The organism is Knoellia aerolata DSM 18566 (assembly GCF_000768695.1).
GTDB lineage: Bacteria > Actinomycetota > Actinomycetes > Actinomycetales > Dermatophilaceae > Knoellia > Knoellia aerolata.
This window is the reverse complement of record NZ_AVPL01000021.1, coordinates 24,238-41,667: the sequence shown is the minus strand read 5'-3', so window position 1 is coordinate 41,667 and position 17,430 is coordinate 24,238. Positions and strand designations below refer to the sequence as shown.

The window sequence follows — 17,430 nt, the reverse complement described above, 5'->3', positions numbered from 1 at the left end:
GACAGACGGGCTCCTCGGCCGTAGTCACATCGGACGGTTGTGCCCGTCGGGCCTCGCTGAGACGCTGCGATCGTCCGAGGGTGCCAGTGCCGAAGTCGGCCGTGGAGGGGAGCTACACATGTACGTGCGGAACGCGATTCGAGCAGCAGCCGTCGCCGTCGCCACAGGAGGTGTCGTCGTCGCGATGTCTCCCTCGGCGTCCGCCGACCACACCCACACCAAGGTGGTGGGAAACGGGATGTGCGTCGTCCTGGCCGAAGGGGCTGGTGAGGAGCTCGTCGTGCTGCCGCTGTCCGTCTTCGAACACAACCCGAACGTGGACATCGCTCCCACCGACGGGCGGATGCATCCGCTGCACGTGCTCGTCCACCTCGGGCAACCCGGCGAGCACCTCGAGCTGTTCGTCTACGGCACTCCGGCTGCGAACGCGGCCTGCACTGCCGGGTACGTCAACCGTCCGTAGGCCGAGGACCGACCTGCGGGCTCAGAACGCGGTGTAGCCGCCGTCCGCGACGAGGACGGAGCCGGTGACGAAGCTCGACGCGTCGCTGGCGAGGAAGACGATGGCCGGGGCCAGCTCCTCGACCGAGCCGTACCGCTGCATCGGCGCGTCGTCGATCCAGTACCGGCGGAACCGCGGCTCGTCCACGGGAGACATGTCGGTCTTGATGTAGCCCGGCGCGAGGGCGTTGACGCGCACCCCGGAAGGGCCCCACTCCGCGGCCAGGCTCCGAGTCAGGTGGTGCACCGCCGCCTTCGAGGCGTTGTAGGCCGGCTGCCACTGCGGGCGGTTGACGACGAGACCGGACATCGAGCCGATGTTGACGATGACGCCCGAGCGCTGGCCGACGAAGTGGCGGCCGTACGTGCGGGCGCACTGCCACACCGCGTCGAGGTTGACGTCCATGACGTGGCGCCAGTCCTCGTCGGTGACCTCGAGCGCCGGGGCGTGCACGCAGGCGCCGGCGTTGTTGATGAGGACGTCCACCCGGCCGAACCGTTCGAGGGTCGACGTGAGCGTGCGCGTCACGTCGTCCGGGACGGTGACGTCGGCTCGCGTGAAGTCGGCCGCCAGGCCCCGTGCGGTCATGCCGTCGGCGACGAGGCGGCCGCGCTCGGCGTCGCGGCCGACGAGCATCACCGAGGCCCCCGCGTCGGCCAGTGCTGTGGCGAACCCCTCCCCGAGCCCTCGGGTGCCACCGGTGACGACGGCCACCCGGCCGTCGAGGCTGAAGCGGTCCATGGCGTTCATGTCACTGTCCTTCCCGTGGGGGGTCGAAGGCGGTCGCCCGGTCCGCGACCCGGACGCCTGGCTCATGTGAGCACCGGCACCACCGCGAACGCTCAAACGTTACGCTCGGTGTCAAGAGTCGGCACGAGACGAGCGAGGACCGATGGCTGCACCACCCCACGCACCGTTCTCCGGCCCGGTCGAGGCCGTCGTGGCAGCCCGCGTCGCCCGCATGCACTACCTCGAGGACCGATCCAAGGTGCAGATCGCCGAGGAGCTGGGCGTGACGCGGTTCAAGGTCGCCCGCCTCCTCGATCTGGCGCGCAGCAGCGGCCTCGTGCGGATCACCGTGGCCGGGGTCGGCTCGCTCGAGCTCGAGCTCGGCCGGCGGCTGCGCGACCGCTTCGGCCTGACCCACGCCGTCGTCGCCCACGTGCCGCAGGGCGACGACGAGCGGACCCGGGACGAGCTCGGGGCGGCGGCGGCCCACCTCCTCACCCGGATCTCCACGGCGGACGACGTCCTCGGGATCGGCTGGGCCCGCGTCGTGCTGGCGTTGGCGACCCACCTCCGGGGCCTCGACGCGGCTCGCGTGGTCCAGCTGACCGGGGCACTGGCCCGCGCGGACGTCGAACCGAGCTCCGTCGACGTCGTGCGGAGCATCGCCCGGGGCGTCGGCGCCCCCGCGTCGGTCTTCTACGCGCCCATGGTCGTCGGGGACGAGCAGACGGCCCAGGGGCTCTACCGCGAGGCCGCGGTCGCGGAGGCGGTCGCCCGGTTCGCGACCGTCACCAAGGCCGTGGTCGGTGTCGGGGGGTGGGACCCGCCCAGCTCCACGCTCCACGACGCCCTCACCGCTCCGGAGCAGCAGGCGGTGCGGGAGTGCGGTGTGCGGGCCGACCTCTCGGGCGTGCTCCTCGACGAGCGGGGCCTGCCCGTCGAGACCCCCGTGAGCCGCCGGATCATCGGTATCAGCGCTGCGCAGCTCCGCCGCGTCCCGGAGGTCATCGGGGTCGCCTACGCCCTCGACAAGGTGCCGGCGGCCCTCGCGGGGATCCGTGGCGGCTACCTCACCTCACTGGTGACGCACACCGAGTTCGCACAGCGGCTCCTCGACGACGCCGACTGGGCGGGCTGAACCGCCCGACGGGGTCAGCGACGAGAGCGCTTCTCGCGCACCCGGACCGACACCTCGATGGGCGTGCCCTCGAAGCCGAACTCCTCGCGGATCCGGCGCTCGACGAACCGGCGGTAGCCCGCCTCGATGAAGCCGGAGGCGAACAGCACGAAGCGCGGGGGGCGCGTCGAGGCCTGGGTCGCGAAGAGGATGCGGGGCTGCTTGCCGCCGCGGACGGGGTGCGGGTGCCCGGCGACGATCTCGCCGAGGAAGGCGTTGAGCCGCCCGGTCGGGATGCGGGTGTCCCACGACTCCAGCGCGGTGTCGAGCGCCGGCACGAGGCGGTCCATGTGGCGACCGGTCGAGGCGGACACGTTGACGCGCGGCGCCCAGGGGATCTGGACGAGCTCGCGCTCGATCTCGCGCTCGAGGAAGTGGCGACGCTCCTCGTCCGTGAGGTCCCACTTGTTGTAGGCGATGACCAGGGCTCGCCCGGAGTCGACGACCTGCTGGACGACCCGGATGTCCTGCTCGGTGATCGGCACGGAGGCGTCGACGAGGACGACGGCGACCTCGGCCTTCTCGAGGGCCGTCTGGGTGCGCAGCGACGCGTAGAAGTCGGCCCCGCGGGTCTGGTGGACCCGTCGGCGGATGCCGGCGGTGTCGACGAAACGCCACGTCGTGCCGCCGAGCTCGATGAACTCGTCGACGGGGTCACGGGTCGTGCCGGCGACCTCGTCGACGACGACGCGCTCGCTGCCGGCGAGCTTGTTGAGCATCGAGGACTTGCCGACGTTGGGCCGACCCAGCAGCGCGACGCGGCGGGGCCCCCCGGGCCGGTAGGCGCCGACGGCGGAGACGTCGGGCAGGACGTCGACGACGGCGTCGAGGACCTCGCCGCTGCCACGGCCGTGGAGCGCCGAGACCGGCCACGGCTGACCGAGTCCGAGGTTCCACAGGGCGGCGGCGTCGGCCTCGGTCCGCTGGTCGTCGACCTTGTTGGCGACGAGGATGACCGGCTTGCCGGAGCGGCGGAGCAGCTTGACCACGGCGGCGTCGTCGTCGGTGGCGCCGACGACCGCGTCCACGACGAAGAGGACGGCGTCCGCGAGCTCGACGGCGATCTCGGCCTGCTCGGCGACCCGGAGGTGGATCCCCTTGGCGTCGATGGCCCAGCCACCGGTGTCCACGAGGGTGAAGCGGGTACCGGTCCACTCGGCGTCGTAGGCGACGCGGTCGCGGGTGACACCGGGAACGTCCTCGACGACGGCCTCACGGCGGCCGATGATGCGGTTGACCAGGGTCGACTTGCCGACGTTGGGGCGGCCGACGACGGCGACCACCGGAAGGGGCCCCTCGGGCTCCTCGTGACCGACCGCGTCGTCGCCCCGCTCGACGAGCGCCAAGTCCTCGTCACTCAGCTCGAACTCGGCCAGGCCCGCGCGCAGCGCATGCGTGACGGACTCGTCCAGCGACCCGTCGTCGGTCACGGTCTGGTCGGTCTCGGGGGTGTTCATACCACCCATTCTCCCCCAGCCGACGTGGTGCTCAGTCCCACAGGTCGGGCGGGACGTCCGTCGGCAGGGCGATGCCGTGCCGCGCGCTCGCCGCGGTGACGTGGTCCGCGAGGGCGGTGCGGATCTCTTCCGCCGCCCGGTCGAGGCGGACCCGGCCCGGTGTACCGTCCTCCTCCGCGAGCACGACCGGCGCACCGAAGTCGGCGACGAGACGGCTGCGCAGCCGGGGCCACGAGTCGGCCAGGGCCCCGGTGGCGCGGGTCCCGAGGCAGGCGACGGGGACGACGGGCGCCCCGCCCTGGACGGCGAGCCAGGCGACCCCCTTCTCGACCCGGGCCAGGTCGCCGCGCCCGCGCCCACCCTCGGGGAAGATCCCCACCACTCCCCCGCGCTCCAGCACGCCGAGCGCGGCCATCAGGGCCTGGCGGGAGCCCGTGCCCTGGACGAGCGGGATCTGTCCGCTGTGGCGCAGGACCGGGCCGATCCCCCGCTCGAACGTCGACGCGAGCACGAGGAAGTGGGCGGGTCGGGGGGACAGCCCGTGGACGACGGCTCCGTCGAGGTAGCCCGTGTGGTTCGCGGCGAGGACCACCGGTCCCGTGGCCGGGACGTGCTCGCGGCCGTGGACCTCCGCGGAGTAGAGCGACCGCACGAGGGTTCGGCTCACCACGCGTCCCGCCGTCGCCCGCCACGCCGCGGGCGGCTGCGCGGTCACGGGGCGTCGGTGGAGGCGTGCCCGGCGACCGAGGCGACGACGGCGAGGACCGCCTCGACGCTCTCGTCGAAGTCGAGGTCGGAGGTGTCGACGGTGACGACACCGTCGGCCGCGACCGTGAACTGCGAGACGGCGGAGTCGTCGCGGTCCCGCCGCAGCACCTGGTCGCGCGTCGCCGCGATCGCGTGCTCGTCGGCGCTGCCGTGGACCTCGGCCGAGCGACGACGCAGCCGCGCGTCCTCGCTCGCCGTGAGGAGCAGGCGCACGAGGGCGTCCGGCGCGACGACGGTCGTGATGTCGCGGCCCTCGGCGACGACACCGCCGGTCTCCGCCGTGATCGCGGCCATGCGGTCGCGCTGGGCCTGCTGCAGGATCGGCCGCACGGCGGTATTGGTGGCGACCTTCGAGACCTCGGCGCTGATCGCCGTCGAGCGGATCTCGGCGGTGACGTCGGTGCCGGCGACCACGACGCGCTGCGCCTCGGGGTCGGCGGAGAGCTCGAGAGGCAGGTCGGCGGCGGCGATCGCCACGGCCGCGTGGTCGCCGAGGTCGATCGCCCGGTCCACGCACCACCACGTGAGCGCGCGGTACATGGCGCCCGTGTCGAGGTAGCCGATGCCCAGCCGGCCCGCGACAGCCTTCGAGACGCTCGACTTCCCCGACCCCGAGGGGCCGTCGATGGCGATGGTGAGCGGCTCGGTCTCGCGGGTCATGGCGGCCAGCCTAGGGCCGGGCGTCAGCCGTGCAGCCGCCACCCACGCTGCTCGAGCCCGTCGGCGAGCGCGGCGGCGGATCCGGGCACGACGTCGATCTCCGCGAGCCCGAACGCCTGACCGAGACCGTGGTCGAGGTGGAACTCCTCGATGTTGGTGCCGATCGCACCGACGTCGGCGAAGAGGCGCCCCAGCTGCCCCGGCTCGTCCGGGATGAGGACCCGGACGGTGGTGTATGCCGTCGGCGCGGCACCGTGCTTGCCGGGGATCCGCGCGTGGCCGGCGTTGCCTGCGGCGATGGCCCGCGCGAGGGTGCCGCGCGCGCCCGGGGCGTCGGTGTCCGCGCCGAGGGCGTCGAGGGCGCCGATGACCCCGTCGAGGTCGACGGCCAGGAGGGCGAGCACGTCGCGGACCGCGTGTGCGTTGCCGGACAGGATCTGGGTCCACAGGTGCGGGTCGCTCGCCGCGATGCGGGTGACGTCGCGCAGCCCCTGCCCGGCCAGCGCGACCGACGAGTCGGCGAGGTGCTCGAGCCGGGCGGCGACGAGGCTGGCGACGAGCTGTGGCACGTGCGAGACGGACGCGACAGCGGCGTCGTGCTCGGTCGGGTCGAGGGTCACCACGGCTGAGCCGACGGAGGCCGCGACCGACCGCACGAGGTCGACCGCCGCGTCGGAGGTCTCGACCGTCGGGCTGAGCACCCAGGCCCGCCCGTGGAACAGGTCGTGGCGCCCCGACACGGCGCCGCTGCGCTCCCGTCCCGCCATGGGGTGCGAGCCGCAGAAGCGGGTGAGGTCGGCTCCACGGGAACGCAGCCCGTCGATCACCGCTCCCTTGACGGAGGCGACGTCGGTGACGCACGCGTCCGGCCACCGCTCCAGCGCCGCCGCGACGGTGGCCGCGGTGACGTCGGGTGGTGTGGCGACCACGACGAGGTCGGGACGAGCCGCGGCGGGTGCGTCACCGGCATACGCCAGGGATCCGGCACCGAGGTCGCGCGCGAGGGCGGCGTTGGTCGAGGAGATGTCCTCGAGCGTCACGACGCGCCCGGCCCGGGTCAGCGCCAGGCCGAGGCTGGTCCCGATGAGACCGGTGCCGATGACGTGGACGCGGGCGGCAGGCACCGACCCGTCGGTCACATCCCCGCCGCGGAGTAGAGCTCGCCGACCTCGCTCTTGGTGAGCCGGCGGAACTTGCCCGGCTTGGTGTCGCCGAGCCGGATCGGGCCGACCTGGGTGCGCACGAGGGAGAGGACCGGGAAGCCGACCTCGGCGAGCATCCGGCGCACGATGTGCTTGCGGCCCTCGTGGAGGATCACCTCGACGATCGCCTTGCCGGGCTGTGAGTCGACGACGCGGAAGGAGTCGACCGCGACGGGACCGTCGTCGAGCTCGACCCCCTCACGCAGCCGTTTGCCGAGGTCGCGCGGGACCGGGCCACGGATCTGGGCGAGGTAGGTCTTGAGCACGCCGTACTTGGGATGCTGCAGCCGGTGGGCGAGGTCGCCGTCGTTGGTGAGCAGGAGCAGGCCCTCGGTGTCGGCGTCGAGGCGGCCGACGTGGAAGAGCCGCTCCTTGCGGTCACCGAAGTAGTCGCCGATGTCGATGCGGCCGAGGTCGTCGTTCATCGACGTGACGACGTTGAGCGGCTTGTTGAAGGCGAGGTAGACCCGCGACTCGTCGAGGGTGACCCGCACGCCGTCGACGTGCACCACCTGCTCGGCGTTGATCCGGACTCCGAGCTCGGTGACGACCTGGCCGTCGACCTCGACCCGACCGTCGGCGATCATCTGCTCGCACACGCGGCGCGAGCCCACGCCGGCGGCGGCGAGCAGCTTCTGCAGCCGGATGCCGTCGGGGTCGTGCACGTCGATCGGCTTGACGGGACGCCGCGGGGGCAGCTGCGTCGGCTGGCTGGCCTTCGTCGTGCCGATGCCGCTGGGGCGACGGGCCGGGCTGTCCGCGCCGCGGCCACCGCGGCCACCGGGCGTGGTGCCCCGGCCGCGTCCACCGGACGGCTTCTTCGCGGGTCCGCCGCGTCGGCTGGGTGGCGGCGTCATGACCGGCCACTCTCTGCGATCTCGTCGAGCACGTCGACCTCCGGAAGGTAGGGAGCAAGGGCGGGTAGGTCATCGAGGGACTGCAGGCCGAGCCGCTCGAGGAAGTGGGGGGTGGTGCCGTAGAGGGTCGCGGTCGACTCCTCGTCCGAGCCCCGCTCCTCGATGAGTCCGCGGGAGAGGAGCGTGCGGATCACGCCGTCGACGTTGACGCCGCGCACCGCTGCCACCCGAGAGCGTGACACGGGTTGGCGGTACGCGATGACCGCGAGGGTCTCGAGGGAGGCCTGCGTGAGCCTGGCCTGCTGGCCGTCGAGGATGAACTTGCCGACGACGGGCGCGAAGTCGGGTCGGCTGTAGATGCGCCAGCCACCGCCGACGTGGCGCAGGGTGAAGCCCCGCTGCTGCGCGGCATACCCCTCCTCGAGCTCGGCGAGCGCCGCCTCGACGTCGGGTACGGGGATCTCGAGGGCGGAGGCGAGGGCGAGCTCGGTGACCGGCTCGTCGACGACCATGAGCACCGCCTCGATGGCGCTCGTGCGGCCTCCGGGGAAGTCGTCGACGTCGAAGGCGAGCTGGTCCTGCGGGGCCTCTTCGACCACTCCCTCGTCGAGGAGCTCCGGCGCGGGCGCGGGTGCATCAGTCATGGTCAGCCTCTCGCTGATCGGTGGGCGGTGCGGGGTCGTCGGAGTCGGGGGTGGCCGCGTCCTCGGGCGGCACGACGTCGTCGTCGAACTCGTCCTCGACCTCGATGTCGCCCTCCATCGGTCCGGTCCAGCGGACGGTGAGCTCGCCGAGCGCCTCGGCCTGCTCGAACGCGATCGAGGACTCGCGGAAGAGCTCGAGGAGGGCGAGGAAGCGGGCCACGATGACGAGGGTGTTGTCGGCGTCGCGCACGAGGGTGCGGAACGAGGCGACCCCCTCACGGCGCAGGCGCTCCCCGATGATCGTGGCCTGCTCCCGCACGCTCACCGTGGGGGCGTGCAGGTGGCCGAGGCCGACGGTGTCAGGGATCTTGGGCGCGAGGGCGCCGGCGGCGATCATCGCCAGCTGCTCCGGGGTGATCGTCATGACCAGCTCGGGCAGCAGACGGGCGAACTGCGGCTCGAGGCCGGCCTGGCGTGCGGTCATCCGGCCGGCCGCGGCGATGCGCTCACCGAAGGTGCTCGCGATGTCCTTGAACGCGCGGTACTGGAGCAGCCGGGCGAAGAGCAGGTCGCGGGCCTCGATGAGCGCGAGGTCGTCCTCGTCCTCGGGACCGACCTGCGGCAGGAGCCGGGCGGCCTTGATGTCGAGCAGGGTCGCGGCGACGAGGAGGAACTCCGAGGCCTGGGACAGGTCCCAGACGTCGCCGCCCTTGGCCTGCTCGGTCTTGATGTGCGAGATGAACTCGTCGGTCACCTTGGCCAGCGCGATCTCGGTGATGTCGAGCTTGTGCTTCGAGATGAGACCGAGGAGCAGGTCGAACGGGCCGGAGAAGACGTCGAGGTGGACCTCGAACGCGGTCGTCGCCGCCCGTCGGGTGATGACTCCGCCGGGGGCGTCGGTCATGGTGTCAGGCTGCTCCGCCACGAGCGATGAGCTCCCTGGCCAGCTGGCGGTACGCCGCGGCGCCCTTGTGGGTCGAGTCGTAGGTCGTGATCGGCTCCGCCGCGAGCGACGCGTCCGGGAACTTGACCGTGCGGCTGATGACGGTGTGGAAGACCCGCTCGTCGAAGTGCTCGACGACGCTGGCCACGACCTCCTTGGAGTGGAGGGTGCGGCCGTCGTACATCGTCGCGAGGATGCCGTCGACCTGCAGGCGCGGGTTGAGCCGGTCGGTGATCTTCTCGATCGTCTCGACGAGCAGGGCGACGCCGCGCATGGCGAAGAACTCGCACTCGAGCGGGATGAGCACGCCGTGCGCGGCGGTCAGCGCGTTGACCGTGAGCAGGCCGAGCGAGGGCTGGCAGTCGATGAGGACGACGTCGTACTCGTCGAGGACCGGGCGGAGCACCCGCGCGAGGATCTGCTCGCGGGCCACCTCGCCGACGAGCTGCACCTCGGCCGCCGACAGGTCGATGTTCGCGGGGAGGACGTCGAGGTTCTCGACCTTGGTCTTCTGGATGACGTCGCGCACGTCGTGACCCCGCTCGGTGAGCAGGTTGTAGACGGTGACGTCGAGCTTGTGGGCGGGGATGCCCAGGCCCACCGAGAGCGCGCCCTGGGGGTCGAAGTCGACGAGCAGCACGCGCCGGCCGTACTCGGCGAGGGTGGCCCCGAGGTTGATGGTCGTCGTCGTCTTGCCGACGCCACCCTTCTGGTTGCACATGGCGATGACCCGCGCCGGGCCGTGGCTGGTCAGCACCGGGGGTTCGGGGAAGTGGGGAAGGGGACGGCCGGTGGGGCCGAGCGTGCCGTTGCCGGCGTTCTCCGTCCCGGGCAGGTGTCCGTGTCTGCTCGCGGTGTCGGTGGGGTCATCCACGGTGGTCACCACGGCGTCGATGTCTGACGAATCCATCTCTCTCCCGGAACTGGCGTGCAGGCGGTCAGCGTCCCGCTGATCGGGACGACCTTATCAGCGGGCACGAGGGTGGCTCTGCGCGTAGACCTCGCGCAGCTGCTGCACGGTGACGAGCGTGTAGACCTGCGTCGTCGTGACGGACGCGTGGCCCAGCAGCTCCTGCACGACACGCACGTCGGCACCGCCCTCCAGCAGGTGCGTCGCGAACGAGTGCCGCAACGTGTGCGGTGACAGGTGGCCGGAGAGCCCGGCACGGTCGGCCGCGACGCGCAGGAGGGACCAGGCGCTCTGGCGCGACAGGCGCGAGCCGCGCTGGTTGAGGAAGATCGCGGGCGTCCCTCGCCCCTTGCCGGAGAACGTCCCCCTCCCCCGGACGAGGTATGCCGTGAGCGCCTCCCGCGCGTACGAGCCCAGCGGCACGAGCCGCTGCTTGCCGCCCTTGCCCTGCAGCCGCACGACGCCCGCCTCGACGTCGACGTCGTCGATGTCGAGCCCCACCGCCTCCGAGATGCGCGCTCCGGTGCCGTAGAGGACCTCGAGCAGAGCCGTGTCCCGCAGCGCGGCGGGGGTGTCCCCCACCGCCGCGGCGGCGAGGAGCCGCTGGACCTCGCTGACGCTGATCGCCTTGGGCAACCGCGACGGCGGCGGCGGCGGGCTCACCGCCGCGGCCGGGTCGGCCTCGACGTCGCCCTCGAGGGCGAGGAACCGGTGCAGTCCGCGCACGGCGACGAGGGTGCGCGCCGCCGAGCTCGCCGCGAGCGGCGGGTGCTCCTCGCCGCCCTCACGCAGCCGTGCGAGGAACTCGGTGACGTGCCGCTCCGTCACCGTCGCGGGGTCGTCGACCCCGATGGCGGTGAGGTATGCCGTCCAGCGGGCGAGGTCACGTCGGTACGCCTTGAGCGTGTTCGCCGACACCCCCCGCTCGACGTCGAGGTGGGTCAGCCAGGCGCGGGCCGAACGGTCGACCGCGTTCAGGCGAGCACCTCGGACACGTCACGGTGGGCGAGCCCGTGCGCCTGGGCCACGGGGGCGTAGACCACCTCGCCGGCGTGGGTGTTGATGCCCAGGCCGAGCGACTCGTCGGCCCGCGACGCCTCGAGCCAGCCCTTCTCGGCCAGCCGGACGGCATACGGAAGGGTGGCGTTGGTGAGCGCCCACGTGCTCGTGTTGGGCACCGAACCGGGCATGTTCGCGACGCAGTAGAAGATCGAGTTGTGGACCTCGTAGGTCGGGTCGGCGTGGGTCGTCGCGTGCGTGTCCTCGAAGCACCCGCCCTGGTCGACGGCGATGTCGACGAGCACCGAGCCGGGCTTCATCTGCGACACCAGCTCGTTGGAGACGAGGGTGGGCGCCTTGGCGCCGGGGACGAGCACCGCGCCGATGACCATGTCGGCCTCCATGACCTGCTGGCGGATCGTCAGCGTCGACGACGCGAGCCCGTGGACGCGGTTGTTGTAGCGCCAGAAGCTCATCCGCAGCTTGTCGAGGTCGGTGTCGAGGAGCGTGACGTCCGCGCCCATGCCGAGCGCGATGTTGGCGGCGTTCTGCCCCGAGACGCCGGCGCCGATGATGACGACCTTGGCGTTCGCAACGCCCCCGACGCCACCCATGAGGACGCCACGGCCGCCCTGCGGCTTCATGAGCGAGTAGGCGCCGACCTGGGGCGCGAGGCACCCGGCGACCTCGGACATCGGGTAGAGCAGCGGCAGCAGGCCCGACGGGAGCTGCACCGTCTCGTAGGCGATCGCGGTCGTCCGCTTCGCGACGAGCTCCTTCGTGAGGCGCTCGTCGGCGGCCAGGTGGAGATAGGTGAAGAGCGTGAGGTCCTCACGCAGCCGGTGGTACTCCTCGGCGATGGGCTCCTTGACCTTCATCACCATCTCGGCGTCACCCCAGACGTCGTCGGCGCTGTCGACGATCCGGGCGCCCTGCGCCACGAACTCGTCGTCGGGGATCGACGACCCCAGGCCGGCGCCCTTCTGGATGAGGATCTCGTGGCCCCGGCCCACCAGCTCGTGCACGCCCACAGGCGTGATGCCGACGCGGAACTCGTTGTTCTTGACTTCGCTGGGGATGCCGATGCGCACCGGTGACTCCTTCGTCGTGGGCTGCGGTGGGTCTGCCGCGATGCGAGTCTAGGGCCGTGAAGCTCTATGCAGACCTGCCCGGCCGACGCCTCGTCCAGATCCTCGCCGACCTCTCGCTCGTCGCGTGGGTCGCCCTGTGGGCCTGGGTGGGGCGACGGGTCCACGACGTGACGATGGCCCTGGCCGAGCCGGGGCGCCGGCTGGAGAGCGCTGGTGCCGGCTTCCGCGAGAAGATGACCGGCGCGGGTGACGGCGTGGACGACCTGCCGCTCCTCGACGACCGGATCGCCGGCCCGTTCCGCTCCGCCGCCGGTGCCGGCACCGACATCGAGCGGGCGGGTACCGACCTCGTGAGCGCCGTCGAGCGCCTGGCCCTGCTCATCGGCTGGACCACGGCCCTCGTCCCCATCCTCATCGTCGGGATCTGGTGGGCGGTCGCCCGCGGTCGGTTCGTGCGTCGGGCCTCCGCGGCGCAGCGCTTCATCGACGCCGACGACGACCTCGACCTGTTCGCGCTGCGGGCCATGGCCAACCAGCCGATGGCGGCGCTGGCCAGGGTGTCGGCCGACCCCAGCGGGGCGTGGCGTCGCGGCGAGCGCGACACGATCAGGGCTCTCGCCCTGCTCGAGCTCAGGGACTCGGGGCTGGCGCCCCCACGGACGGCCTGAGGTCCTCGGCCGGCGGCGACCAGGTCTGCGGGTCCGCGTCGACCTGGTCGCCGGAGCGGATGTCCTTGACCTGATCGCCGGGCCCCGGCCCCGTGCCGTCACCCGGGAACCAGACGAACGGGATCCCCCGCCGGTCGGCGTACCGGATCTGCTTGCCGAACTTCGCCGCGGTGGGCGCGACCTCGCAGGGGATGCCGCGCGCCCGCAGTGCCCGGGCGACGGCGTCGGAGGCGCGTCGCGAGTCCTCCTCGACCACGGCGACGAGGACGGCGGCGGGGGTGGCGCGGGAGGCGGTGACGAGGCCCTGGGAGAGGAGCAGCCCGAGCAGACGGGAGACGCCGATGGAGATGCCCACGCCCGGGTAGGTCGTCCTCCCGTCGCTGGCGAGCGCGTCGTAGCGCCCGCCGGAGCAGAAGGAGCCCCACGACTCGTGGCCCTCGAGCTGGGTCTCGTAGACGGTGCCGGTGTAGTAGTCGAGGCCGCGAGCGATCTTGAGGTCGGCCACCATGGCCCCCGGTGCGTTCTCGAGTCCCGTGCGGATGACCGCGGCGAGGGCGTCGAGGCCCTCGTCGAGGGTGGGGTGCTCCACCCCGAGCGCGCGCACCCGGTCGACGAACGAGAGGTCCTCGGTGCGGATGGCCGCCAGGGCCAGGCACTGCGCGGCCTGCTCGTCGGTGCGTCCGGCCTCGCGCAGCTGGGCGGCGACCTTGTCGGGCCCGACCTTGTCGAGCTTGTCGACGATCCGGAGCGTCCCGGCGACGTCCTCGATGCCGATGCCCTTGTAGAAGCCCTCGGGGATCTTGCGGTTGTTGACCTGGATCGTCATCCGCCCGATGGGCAGCTTCGCGAACACCTCGGCGACGACCAACGGCATCTCCGCCTCGAAGTGGGCGCTGAGCTCGCCGACGTCGACGACATCGATGTCGGCCTGGGTGAACTCGCGGTAGCGGCCCTCCTGCGGGCGCTCACCCCGCCACACCTTCTGGATCTGGTAGCGGCGGTAGGGGAAGGTCAGGCGCCCGGCGTTCTCGAGGACGAACCGGGCGAACGGCACGGTGAGGTCGAAGTGCAGGCCGAGCGCGACGTCACGCGACGAGGCCTGCCCCCCCTCGTCGGCGAGTCGGGTGACGCCGTAGATCTCCTTGTCGGCGTCGCCGCCCTTGCCCAGCAGTCGCTCCACCGGCTCGACGGCCCGCGTCTCCAACGACGTGAACCCGTGCAGCTCGAAGGTCTCGCGGATGACGTCGAGGAAGTGCTGCTCGACGATCCGCTCGGCCGGGAGGTACTCGGGGAATCCGCTGAGCTTGGTGACCTTCACGTGGCCAATCCTCGCAGGTACGGGTTGGTGCCCCGCTCACGGCGCATCGTCGTCGCCGACCCGTGGCCGGGAAGGACGAGCGTCGAGTCCGCCAGGGGCAGCACGACGTCGCGCAGCGACCGCTGCATCGCGTCCCCGTCGCCGCCGGGGAGGTCGGTGCGCCCGATCGAGCCGGCGAAGAGGACGTCGCCGGTGACCATGGTGCGGTCGAGCTCCTCGGGGGCGCGGACACCGTCGGGGAGCCGGTCGAACCCGAACATCACCGACCCCTCGGTGTGGCCCGGCGCGTGGAGGACGTCGACGTCGAGCCCGGCGAGGGTGAGCCGCTGGCGGTCGTGCACCTCGACGACGGTGCTCGGCTCCTGCCACGTCGCCGCCCGGCCGAACTGCTGCTCGAGCATCTCGACGAGCCCCGGGCTCGCGGACCCGAGGGGGTCGGCGAGCCGGTAGCGGTCGTCCGAGTGGATGTATGCCGCGGTGTCGCCGCCGCACACCGGCGTCACCGAGTACACGTGGTCGACGTGGCCGTGCGTGAGCAGGACGGCGGCGGGCTTGAGCCGGTGCTCGGTGAGGACCTCGCGCAGGGTCTCCTCGACGCCGATGCCGGGATCCACGACGAGGCACTCCTCCCCCTCGCCGGCGGCGATGACGTAGCAGTTGGTCCCGAAGGCCGCGGCAGGGAAGGCGATGGTCAGCACGGCGCCCAACCCTAGTCGGGTGCGCGGCGGCGACACCCGCTCCCTAGACTCACCCGGGTGACGAAGAAGCAGGAGCGCGAGCGGGCCCGCCGCCGGTGGGAGAAGCAGCAGAAGACCCTGGCCCTGCGGGCCGAGAGGCGCGAACGCACCAAGCGCATCGCGGCCATCCTCGGGACGGGCCTCGTCGTGGCCGGCCTCGTCGCGGGCCTCGCCGTGGCACTGAGGCCCGAGCCGGACCCCGAGCCTGCCGCGTCGCAGCCGCACGCCGCGGGCTGCGAGCAGCCGCCGAAGCCGCTGGGCACGGCCGCGAAGCTCGAGCTGCCCGACAAGGCGACGGCCAAGGCTGCCACCTGGACGGCGACGCTCACCACCAACTGCGGCGACATCGTCCTCGACCTCGACGGCGCCAAGGCGCCCCAGGCGGTCGCCTCGTTCATCCAGCTGGCCAAGGCCGACTACTGGCTCAACTCCCCCTGCCAGCGCCTCGGCGTCGGTGACGGCTTCAAGCTGCTCCAGTGCGGCGACCCGACCGGCACCGGGCAGGGCAACCCGGGCTACGGGTTCGGCGTCGAGAACGCCCCTGCCGGCGGCACCTACCCGCGCGGCACGGTGGCCATGGCCCGCACGCAGGACCCCGAGAAGGGCAACGGCGGCCAGTTCTTCCTCGTCAACGGCGAGACGAAGCTCCCCGACGCGAACGGGTACACGATCTTCGGCACGATCACCCAGGGTTTGGATATCGTCGACAAGGTCGCCGCAGCGGGAGTCGAACCCGGCGGCGAGTCGGAGACCATCGGTGCCCCCAAGGCACCCATCAGCATCCTTCGGGTTGCCGTGACTGAGAAGAAGGCATAGCCGTGAGCGACCAGACGACGAGCAACACCTCCCCGGACGAGACCATGGAGGTGCCCGCCGAGGAGTTCACGGCAGCGACCGAGGTCACCGCCGGGGTCGAGTCGCCGTCGCCGTCCGACGAGACCACGACCGAGCCCGCGGCAGCAGAGCCGGCCACCGAACCCGAGCCTGCTGCTTCCGTGGAGACCGCCACCGAGCCCGAGCCTGGTGCTTCCGTGGAGACGGCCTCGGAACCTGAGCTTGGGACAGCGGAGCCCGCTTCCGAGACCCAGCCCGAGCTCGCCGCACCGGAGCCGGCCACCGAGCCCGAGCCATCCGCAGCGCCCGCGGCCGAGACCTCGACCGATGAGGTGGCCCCGGTGGAGGCACCCGCCGAGACCCCTGCGGAGGTCGAGACCGCCTCCGAGGAGCCGGCGCCCGCGGCTGCCCCGGCGGCACCGTCGCCTCGCCCCGCGGTGCCCTCCCCCGCCGCCCTGGCCTCCCGGATGGCCGCCCGCCCCGCTCCCCCGGTGGCGGCCCCCGTGCACCAGCACTCCGAGTCGGCCCGCTTCGGCCGCGTCGACGACGAGGGCCACGTCTTCGTCACCGTCGGCGAGGAGGAGCGCGAGGTCGGCTCCTACCCGGGCGCCGGTCCGGACGAGGCGCTGCAGTACTTCGCCCGCAAGTACGACGAGATCGCCGCCTCCGCCGACCTGCTCCAGCAGCGGCTCGGCAACCCGGACGTGCCCGCCAAGGAGATCGCCGAAGGTCTCGCGACCCTCAAGGAGCACGTGGCGGAGGCGAAGGTCGTCGGCGACCTCGCAGCCCTGGACTCCACGGTCGCCGCCATCGAGGCGGGTCTCAGCACCAAGCGCGAGAGCGAGCAGGCGGCCCGCGCCGAAGCCCGCGTCGCGGCCGCGGCCGAGCGGGAGGCGATCGTCGCCGAGGCCGAGTCCATCGCGGCCCAGAACCCTGAGCAGACCCAGTGGAAGCAGAGCGGCGAGCGGATGCGCACCCTCCTCGACCAGTGGAAGGGCCACCAGCGCGCCGGGGTCAAGCTCGACAAGCCGACCGAGACGTCGCTGTGGCAGCGCTTCAGTCACGCCCGCAACCACTTCGACAAGGGCCGGCGCACGTACTTCGCCCAGCTCGACTCCTCCCGCGCGGATGCCCGCACCGCCAAGGAGGCGCTCGTCCGCGAGGCCGAGGCACTGTCGACCAGCAAGGACTGGGGACCCACGGCTCGCGCCTTCAAGAACCTCATGGACCAGTGGCGCCAGGCCGGCCGTGCCTCACGAGCCGAGGACGACGCCCTCTGGGAGCGGTTCAAGGCCGCGCAGGACGCGTTCTTCAACGCCAAGGACGAGGTGTCGGCCGCCGAGGAGGAGGAGTTCCGGGCCAACCTCGCCGTCAAGGAGGGCCTCATGGTCGAGGCCGAGAAGATCCTCCCCGTCACCGACCTCGAGTCCGCCAAGTCGGCGCTGCGGGTCATCCAGGACAAGTGGGACGCCGCCGGCAAGGTACCGCGTGCCGACATCGAGCGGACCGAGAAGGTCATGCGTCGCGTCGAGACGGCGGTGCGCGAGGTCGAGGACAAGAAGTGGAAGTCCTCGAACCCCGAGGTCGCGGCCCGCGCCAACTCGATGGTCACCCAGCTCCGGTCCTCGATCGAGACGATCGAGGCGGACCTCGCCAAGGCGACCGCCGCCGGCAACGACAAGAAGGTCAAGGACCTCACGGCCCGCCTCGAGTCCCAGCAGGTGTGGCTCAGGCAGGCCGAGGCCGCGAACGACGAGTTCGGCGCCTGACGCCCCCCGCCCCCCGACTTATTGCGCATACCGGTCCAGCAAACCCCACCTATTGCGCATTCCGGTCACATCGCGACGCCCGGTCGGCCTCCGCGGTGACCGGAAGGCGCAAAGACGTCGGTTCGCGATGAGGCTCGCGAGGCACCACGCGGCTCGCGAGCCAGT

Annotated in this window: 18 protein-coding genes; 5 read left to right on the top strand and 13 right to left on the bottom strand. The window is 72.3% G+C overall.

The window, feature by feature from the left end; all coding sequences use genetic code 11:
• Nucleotides 1–118 precede the first annotated feature (118 nt).
• Entirely contained in the window at nucleotides 119–463 is a 345-nt protein-coding gene (locus tag N801_RS09655) for a hypothetical protein (protein WP_035936908.1), read from the top strand.
• Nucleotides 464–484: 21 nt separating this feature from the next.
• Here N801_RS09655 and N801_RS09650 read toward each other — a convergent pair whose 3' ends face one another.
• The gene (locus tag N801_RS09650) at nucleotides 485–1,252 is read right to left on the bottom strand and encodes an SDR family NAD(P)-dependent oxidoreductase (RefSeq protein ID WP_035936905.1); all 768 of its coding nucleotides are present in this window, start codon (nucleotides 1,250–1,252) and stop codon (nucleotides 485–487) included.
• 142 nt (nucleotides 1,253–1,394) lie between these two features.
• On the opposite strand from N801_RS09650, the gene N801_RS09645 reads away from it, so the two are divergent.
• A complete protein-coding gene (locus N801_RS09645) occupies nucleotides 1,395–2,369 on the top strand; it encodes a sugar-binding transcriptional regulator (protein WP_035936902.1) in 975 nt (324 codons plus the stop codon).
• 14 nt (nucleotides 2,370–2,383) lie between these two features.
• Here the strand turns inward: N801_RS09645 and der are convergent, their stop codons facing one another.
• From der to ald, 10 genes are read right to left on the bottom strand one after another with little or no spacing between them, the layout of a single operon-like run.
• Nucleotides 2,384–3,874 carry a ribosome biogenesis GTPase Der gene (gene der / locus N801_RS09640; protein ID WP_052112814.1) on the bottom strand — a complete coding sequence of 497 codons (1,491 nt, stop codon included), beginning with the start codon at nucleotides 3,872–3,874 and terminating at the stop codon, nucleotides 2,384–2,386.
• 22 nt (nucleotides 3,875–3,896) lie between these two features.
• Nucleotides 3,897–4,532, bottom strand: a complete 636-nt coding sequence (locus tag N801_RS09635; RefSeq protein ID WP_245618341.1) for a lysophospholipid acyltransferase family protein — start codon at nucleotides 4,530–4,532, stop codon at nucleotides 3,897–3,899.
• Between the two features lie 44 nt (nucleotides 4,533–4,576).
• Nucleotides 4,577–5,293, bottom strand: a complete 717-nt coding sequence (gene cmk / locus N801_RS09630; RefSeq protein WP_035936891.1) for a (d)CMP kinase — start codon at nucleotides 5,291–5,293, stop codon at nucleotides 4,577–4,579.
• Between the two features lie 23 nt (nucleotides 5,294–5,316).
• Nucleotides 5,317–6,417 (bottom strand): prephenate dehydrogenase, encoded by a 1,101-nt coding sequence (locus N801_RS09625; protein WP_035936974.1) that lies wholly within the window; start codon nucleotides 6,415–6,417, stop codon nucleotides 5,317–5,319.
• Between the two features lie 11 nt (nucleotides 6,418–6,428).
• Nucleotides 6,429–7,352 (bottom strand): pseudouridine synthase, encoded by a 924-nt coding sequence (locus N801_RS09620; RefSeq protein ID WP_035936887.1) that lies wholly within the window; start codon nucleotides 7,350–7,352, stop codon nucleotides 6,429–6,431.
• Nucleotides 7,349–7,996, bottom strand: a complete 648-nt coding sequence (gene scpB, locus N801_RS09615; protein ID WP_035936883.1) for an SMC-Scp complex subunit ScpB — start codon at nucleotides 7,994–7,996, stop codon at nucleotides 7,349–7,351. The genes N801_RS09620 and scpB overlap by 4 nt, the downstream gene beginning before the upstream one ends.
• Nucleotides 7,989–8,900, bottom strand: a complete 912-nt coding sequence (locus N801_RS09610; protein ID WP_084108618.1) for a segregation and condensation protein A — start codon at nucleotides 8,898–8,900, stop codon at nucleotides 7,989–7,991. The genes scpB and N801_RS09610 overlap by 8 nt, the downstream gene beginning before the upstream one ends.
• Nucleotides 8,901–8,904: 4 nt before the next feature.
• A complete protein-coding gene (locus N801_RS09605) occupies nucleotides 8,905–9,849 on the bottom strand; it encodes a ParA family protein (RefSeq protein WP_035936877.1) in 945 nt (314 codons plus the stop codon).
• A 57-nt stretch (nucleotides 9,850–9,906) separates the two neighbouring features.
• Nucleotides 9,907–10,827, bottom strand: a complete 921-nt coding sequence (gene xerD / locus N801_RS09600; protein ID WP_035936875.1) for a site-specific tyrosine recombinase XerD — start codon at nucleotides 10,825–10,827, stop codon at nucleotides 9,907–9,909.
• Entirely contained in the window at nucleotides 10,824–11,939 is a 1,116-nt protein-coding gene (gene ald / locus N801_RS09595) for an alanine dehydrogenase (RefSeq protein ID WP_035936872.1), read from the bottom strand. Before ald ends, xerD begins: the two co-directional genes overlap by 4 nt.
• Nucleotides 11,940–11,995: 56 nt before the next feature.
• On the opposite strand from ald, the gene N801_RS09590 reads away from it, so the two are divergent.
• On the top strand, nucleotides 11,996–12,607 hold the full coding sequence (locus tag N801_RS09590; RefSeq protein ID WP_035936868.1) for a hypothetical protein: 612 nt from the start codon (nucleotides 11,996–11,998) through the stop codon (nucleotides 12,605–12,607).
• On the opposite strand, the gene hisS is transcribed toward N801_RS09590, so the two are convergent.
• Both hisS and N801_RS09580 read right to left on the bottom strand, forming a co-directional pair.
• Nucleotides 12,570–13,925 carry a histidine--tRNA ligase gene (gene hisS, locus N801_RS09585; RefSeq protein WP_035936866.1) on the bottom strand — a complete coding sequence of 452 codons (1,356 nt, stop codon included), beginning with the start codon at nucleotides 13,923–13,925 and terminating at the stop codon, nucleotides 12,570–12,572. The two genes, N801_RS09590 and hisS, sit on opposite strands and share 38 nt — an antisense overlap.
• A complete protein-coding gene (locus N801_RS09580) occupies nucleotides 13,922–14,623 on the bottom strand; it encodes an MBL fold metallo-hydrolase (RefSeq protein WP_035936864.1) in 702 nt (233 codons plus the stop codon). Before N801_RS09580 ends, hisS begins: the two co-directional genes overlap by 4 nt.
• 57 nt (nucleotides 14,624–14,680) lie before the next feature.
• Here N801_RS09580 and N801_RS09575 point away from each other — a divergent pair, with 57 nt between their 5' ends.
• Entirely contained in the window at nucleotides 14,681–15,478 is a 798-nt protein-coding gene (locus N801_RS09575; protein ID WP_035936861.1) for a peptidylprolyl isomerase, read from the top strand.
• A gap of 2 nt (nucleotides 15,479–15,480) precedes the next feature.
• Nucleotides 15,481–17,265: a DUF349 domain-containing protein gene (locus N801_RS09570; RefSeq protein WP_035936859.1), complete on the top strand. Its 1,785-nt coding sequence runs from the start codon at nucleotides 15,481–15,483 to the stop codon at nucleotides 17,263–17,265.
• Nucleotides 17,266–17,430 lie beyond the last annotated feature (165 nt).

Excerpts from the sequence above, each read along its gene's own strand:
- N801_RS09645 (WP_035936902.1), top strand. The coding sequence starts at position 1,395 with ATGGCTGCACCACCCCACGCACCGTTCTCCGGCCCGGTCGAGGCCGTC.
- N801_RS09605 (WP_035936877.1), bottom strand. The coding sequence starts at position 9,849 with ATGGATTCGTCAGACATCGACGCCGTGGTGACCACCGTGGATGACCCC.
- N801_RS09655 (WP_035936908.1), top strand. The coding sequence starts at position 119 with ATGTACGTGCGGAACGCGATTCGAGCAGCAGCCGTCGCCGTCGCCACA.
- cmk (WP_035936891.1), bottom strand. The coding sequence starts at position 5,293 with ATGACCCGCGAGACCGAGCCGCTCACCATCGCCATCGACGGCCCCTCG.
- der (WP_052112814.1), bottom strand. The coding sequence starts at position 3,874 with ATGGGTGGTATGAACACCCCCGAGACCGACCAGACCGTGACCGACGAC.
- N801_RS09610 (WP_084108618.1), bottom strand. The coding sequence starts at position 8,900 with ATGACCGACGCCCCCGGCGGAGTCATCACCCGACGGGCGGCGACGACC.
- N801_RS09650 (WP_035936905.1), bottom strand. The coding sequence starts at position 1,252 with ATGAACGCCATGGACCGCTTCAGCCTCGACGGCCGGGTGGCCGTCGTC.
- N801_RS09620 (WP_035936887.1), bottom strand. The coding sequence starts at position 7,352 with ATGACGCCGCCACCCAGCCGACGCGGCGGACCCGCGAAGAAGCCGTCC.
- scpB (WP_035936883.1), bottom strand. The coding sequence starts at position 7,996 with ATGACTGATGCACCCGCGCCCGCGCCGGAGCTCCTCGACGAGGGAGTG.